The sequence below is a fragment of the Alicyclobacillus sp. CIJ1 genome (assembly GCF_057538885.1).
The window spans coordinates 1-5,406 of the sequence record NZ_BAAJPH010000007.1; the positions used below are offsets into that span (position 1 = coordinate 1).

Annotated in this window: 2 protein-coding genes and 1 pseudogene; 2 read left to right on the top strand and 1 reads right to left on the bottom strand. The window is 59.8% G+C overall.

The genetic code is table 11. The features are described from left to right. Both AC27E8_RS00095 and AC27E8_RS00100 read left to right on the top strand, forming a co-directional pair. Window positions 1-368 (top strand): annotated as a pseudogene (locus AC27E8_RS00095) (hypothetical protein); the annotation flags it as partial. Between the two features lie 169 nt (window positions 369-537). After that, on the top strand, window positions 538-4,254 hold the full coding sequence (locus AC27E8_RS00100) for a beta strand repeat-containing protein (RefSeq protein WP_487099295.1): 3,717 nt from the start codon (window positions 538-540) through the stop codon (window positions 4,252-4,254). 55 nt (window positions 4,255-4,309) lie between these two features. On the opposite strand, the gene AC27E8_RS00105 is transcribed toward AC27E8_RS00100, so the two are convergent. After that, window positions 4,310-5,406, bottom strand: a 1,097-nt coding sequence (locus tag AC27E8_RS00105; RefSeq protein WP_487111308.1) for an FtsK/SpoIIIE domain-containing protein, incomplete at its 5' end; no start/stop codon positions are given.

Sequence of the window (5,406 nt, forward strand, 5' to 3'; positions counted from 1 at the left end):
CGGAGGAATCCGACAACGCTCGGCAGGTGGTGTCGAATGAGAGCGAATCGACTTCTCTTCCGCTTGGGGACGCGCTCGAGATCCTGGGGATGCTGGTGAAGCATCGGGCGAAGCTGGAGCGGCTGCTCTTGCACACGGAGCAAGGGGCGACGGACGTGCCGCGCTACACCATCCCAGGGCTTTCGGTGGTGAAAAGCCTGCATCTATCGGTAGAGCTTGACCGCTTGCTCCGAGCCGCAAGTCAGGCATGGCGTATGTCGCAGCGCGAGATTCTGGAGGCGGCGATTCTCGAATTCCTGCGCAAACACGGCTACGACCACGTCATTCAAGGCCTTCTCACCGGTCGGAAACAGGAACGAACTTCCTGACGTTTTTGGACTTGAACAGGATGAAGATAGAAAGCTTTCAGCAAGCTTGCGCGTCAATAGCAAGGACGTTGCAAGCTTGCTGCTTGCAAGCATGCGTCAAGATCAGGATTTGGAAGGGGGTGCGAAGGCGCATGGAGACAGGCATGTCCAACGTAAGGGAAGGAAGGGAATGGGTGATCAACAAGGGGACTTGAAACGCACACTGAGTGGCTTTGCTTCGGCTGCGATTGTCTTGGGTGCGATTAGCCCGATGGCGTTCGCGGACACCTCGTCCAGCGGTCTTACGCCGGCCCATCAAGTGCCGATTGTGGTGAACGGGCAAATCCTGTCCAACCCGTATGAGATGGTGGGCATGGATTCCGGCAACCAGACGGCGTTCTTCCCGATTTATTACTTTGACCAGGCGCTTGCGAAGATTGGCATCACGGCGACCTGGAATGGCGCGACCCACGTTTGGGCGCTGACCGATTCCAACATCTCGAACCCCTCGAGCGTCCAAGTCGCGGGTGGCGTGGGCTCCGGCAACACCAAAGTGACCCTGAATGGCACCCTGATCAAGGAGTTTAACACCCAAGTTGCCAAGGACCCGGCGGGTGGCCCGGTCACGACCTACATGCCGGCGTACTATGTCGGGAACATCCTGAAGGCCCTCGGCATTTCGAACTCGTTTGACCCGAACGTGGGCCTAGAGATCACGACGGGGCAGAACCTGTCTGGCAGCCTGAGCGCCATCCAGCTCTCTGGCGAGGCGCAGGGCAATGGCTCCGTGAGCAGTCCGGCCATCTCGTATGGCAAGGCCGTGACCCTGAGCACGACCCTGACGGACTCGAACGGCAACCCGATTGGCAACGCGGCAGTGACGTTCACGTTCTCGCAGTATGGCTTGGGTGTGCAGTACCTGCCGTCCGTGACGAACGCGTCCGGCGCGACGGTGGCGCCGACCTATACCTCGGATGGCACCGCGTCGTACACGGTGTACACGAACTCGAGCGGTCAGGCGTCCATTACGGTGACCGGCCCGCAGAGCACATATCTGTACCAGGTGACGGCGAGCGCGGCGATTGGCAACAATGGCCAAGCTGTGTCGAGTCAGCCGGTGTACCTCGAGTACGTGCAGAGCAACCAGGCAGGCATCTCGCCGAGCGGCAACTACGCAGCCGCCGTTGGTACAGCGGTTCCGGTGGTTGTGACCTTGCCGCCTAACGCGAATGGCCAACCGCAGGCGAATGTCCCGGTGACGTTCCAGATCACCGGTGCATCCAAGTACTTTAACGCGTACTTCACCAACTCGTCCGGCGCGAACCTGGGCACCACGGTGACCACGTCCACGAACTCAAGCGGTGTGGCGGTTGTGTGGGTCAATGACGCGGCGGCTGAGAGCATTGAGGTGACGGCGACCATTAACGGAGCCGTGGGCCTGAACTCGAACCAGCTGTCGACGACCATTGACTTTGGCCAAGCGGGCGTTCCGGCGACCGTGCGGAACTTGTACTACAACACCAGCGCTCCGGCTGGAACCAATGTGACGGTGTCGGGCACGCTGTACGACGCGTCGGGCAACCCGGTGCCGAATGGTCAGGTGCTCGTGGTGGGCTCCAGCAGCAGCGGAGACTTTGGCTATGTGACGACGTCGAATGGCAAGGCGTCGACGACGGACTTCCCGAACGTGGGCAACGTCGGGTCGAACATTACGGCTGGCGAGCCTGCGACCTCCGCGCTGGGTGAGCTGGTGACGGCGGACGCGAGCGGCAACATTAGCTTCCAAGTGACCGACACGCAGGTGGAGAACGCGACCTTCGCGCTGTATCCGGTCGTGGCGGGTCAGGTGCAGAGTTCCACGCCGCTCAATGACGAGGTTTACAGCATCAGCTTCACGCAGCCGACGACCCTGTCGTCGATCAGCTTGGGTATCACGGATGGAAACGCGGATACCAGCACAACCACGAATCTGACCGGTGTCTCAGCAAGCGACAACTCGCAGGTCACGATTTACGCAGATCCGCAGACCGTGCAGGGTTCGAACCATCCGGTGACGGGGCAGACGCTGAGCTACACGGTGTCGGTCAACAGTGGCTCGATCCTGTATATCACCGACTACAACGGCGATCTGTATCCGGTGAACGGATCCACGGGTCTGACTACAGTGGCGGTGACATCGCAGTACAATGGCAACGGCACCTATACACTGCTTGTGAATGGGCAAGCCACGCCGCTGACCTCCACGTCGCCTGATTTCGGTGTGGTTGTCACGAACAGCAGCGTGGGCAACACGACGCTGACGGTGTCCAGCGGCAACGTGTCCTCGACGGCGACGATTGGCTTCACAGCGAATGGCGCGAACCAGGTCAGCTCGGTCAGCCCCGTGCTGTCGAACTTGGCACCTGGTGCAAGCGAGACGCTCACGTTCCAGGTCGTCGATGCGTCTGGCAACCCGGTCGGGGCCAACACGCAGGTCGTGCTTGTGCCTGACAAGTGGAACGCAAACGATCCGCTCTGGATCACGGCTGTCAACGGTACGGCTCTTCAGGAGACCGAGACAAACGGCAACGTGTCTGCCGTGGTGCCGACACCGATTCCGTTGGGCGCGAACAACGCGACGGCAGCGAGCGCGGGCTATACGTCGGTCGGCTTGTCGAATGTTGCATCCTGGCAAAAGGGTGGCAACATTACCATCTACACGAACGCTCAGGGTCAGTTCACCCTCACGCTGGCGAACGGTGCAAGCTACTTCGCCGGGTTCCAAAATGGCTCGGCGCAAATCACAACTGCGCCAGGTGCTACCTCTGCGACACCAGAGGCTCTGTACTCCTTCTCGGAGAACTCGAAGTCGAACGACACCACCGACTTCGGCGAGTTGGTGTTTGCGCCGTACGGAACCAAGTCGTTCGGCTCTGTGCCTAGCGGGATGAACGGTCCGAGCTCGACGCCTGAGGCCACCATCTACCTGGGCACGCAGGTGACGCCGTCGCAAGGTACACTGACGTATTCGCCGTCGCAAGTGACAGACACGGTGGGTGGCACATTAACGCTCACAAATGCGCCGGGTATCTCGGGTGGTACTTACAGTATCACTTACAGTGGTGGAACACTTCCGAGCAGTGTGAGCATTAACCAGTCGAATGGCACGGTGACGGTGGCTCCTGCTGCTGCGGGTAGCGATGACGGCACGTACACGGTGACTTACACCTATGATGGTGTAACCGAAGCTCAAGGCACCTTTACCATTGTGAAGGCGCCGACGCTGAACGTGTCGAACGTGAGCGTTTCGCCTACCAGTGTGACAGCCGGTAGCACGGCAACGATAAGTGGCGTGCTCACGGAGACGTCAAATGGCAACACATCGGCTGTTGCCAATAAGTCGGTGACCGTCACGCTGACCGATAGCAACGGTACGACGGTAACCGCGAGCACGACCACAACGTCAACCGGGCAATTCCAGGTGACCACGCCGGCTCTGCTGCAGGCTGGCACATACACTGTTACTGTGAGCGTGCCGAGCGATGGGAGCAGCGCTACCCTGTCGTCGAGCAATGTGACGGTGAATCCGGGAGCCGTGAATACTGTCTCGCTGGGAACCTTCTCTACATCGAGCAGTACCTCACCTTATGATTATTCCGGTACTGTCACGGTGACGGATGCTTATGGCAACCCGATTACCGGGCTCACCTATTCGGACTTCACCGTCTCGGATAACAGCGGAAACGGCACAACTTACACCGGTGTGTCGAGCAATCCGGCCGCTGGCGACTTCACCGTATCTGGTGGTACAGATGGTGTGTACACGCTGAGTGTGTATACATCCTCGGATGTAAAAGGTGATACACTTACGGTGAAAGTCACCCAAGGTAGTACCTCAGTAACGGCAACCACGACGTACTCGAACTGAGGTCGTGAAGAAAGAAGCCGACAGCCCCTCGTTGGGCTGCCGGCTTTCTTTTTGTTCATCGGAGTATCGCTTGGAACTCCTTCAATTCACCATTCTCAACGTACAAGAATCGCCCCGGTTTGTCCGGTGGAAGTTTTTCGGCTCCGGGGACACCAAGGATGGTTCTGGACGCGATTTCGTCATCCACGCGTCCGCAGATGCGCCAGACCTGTTGGCGGATCTGGGAACCGAGGATTTCGGCCGTTGGATATTGCGCCGAGAGCAAGAGCGTAATTCCTGTCGCGTGCGAGGCCAAGGCAAACCGCTCGAGGTACGCATGCGCGCGGTTGCGCATGTCTTTCTCATCCTTGCCACCCGTGCTCGACGTAAAAATCGAGAGCTCGTCCACGACGAGGAGGATCGGTTTCTCCTCGAGCAGGAAACTGCGTTCCTGCGCTTCCCGAAGCGACGAGGCGCCCGCTTCCTTGAGCTTGGTGAGCCGTTCGCGGTGGGTCGCCCAGAGCGTTTCGAGAAGCGGCAGTGCGTCTTGCGGAAACTCCTTCATGGGCTCAGCGAGTCTCGGAAGGAGTTCCAGATAGTCGACGCCGCCCTTGGGATCGACCAGGTAGACAAGCCAGCCCCTTTCGAGGGCCTGCTCCATGATCTGGCGTATGAGCGTCGACTTCCCGCTGCCGGTGCTTCCCGCAATCAGGAGATGCGGCCACGTGGGAAGGCGCCAGAACACCTTCCCATCATGGCCATAACCGAGGAGAAACGACACCGCCGAGTGCGACTCCTCGTCGTTGTGGTCGCGTTTGACCTTGGGTTTCGGCAGTCGCCGCGCGCCCGATTCGCGACTGGCCGCCTTGACGACCTGGTCCAGCGAACCGGAAGCGAGCACCAGATGCACACGGTCGCGGCGCTTCGGGTCTTGGGTCACCGAGCGGAATCGCTCGACGCCAAACGAGGCGCAGAAGGGATCGGCGATCTCGGGCTTCTGCCAGATGGAAGCCGGGAGCCCTGCGACAATAAGCTCCACGTCGCCACTGGCGCGCTCTTTCACTCGAACGAGGGTCGGGCGCTTGTAGCGCGGGTTGTCCCAGAGGTCCGCGCGTCGTAGCGCCTCCTCGAAGGAGGAAGCGTCGACAATCACACGGTTACGGTCAAGCCAGT

Coding starts and splice junctions, on each gene's coding strand:
- AC27E8_RS00100 (WP_487099295.1), top strand. CDS start 538: ATGGGTGATCAACAAGGGGACTTGAAACGCACACTGAGTGGCTTTGCT.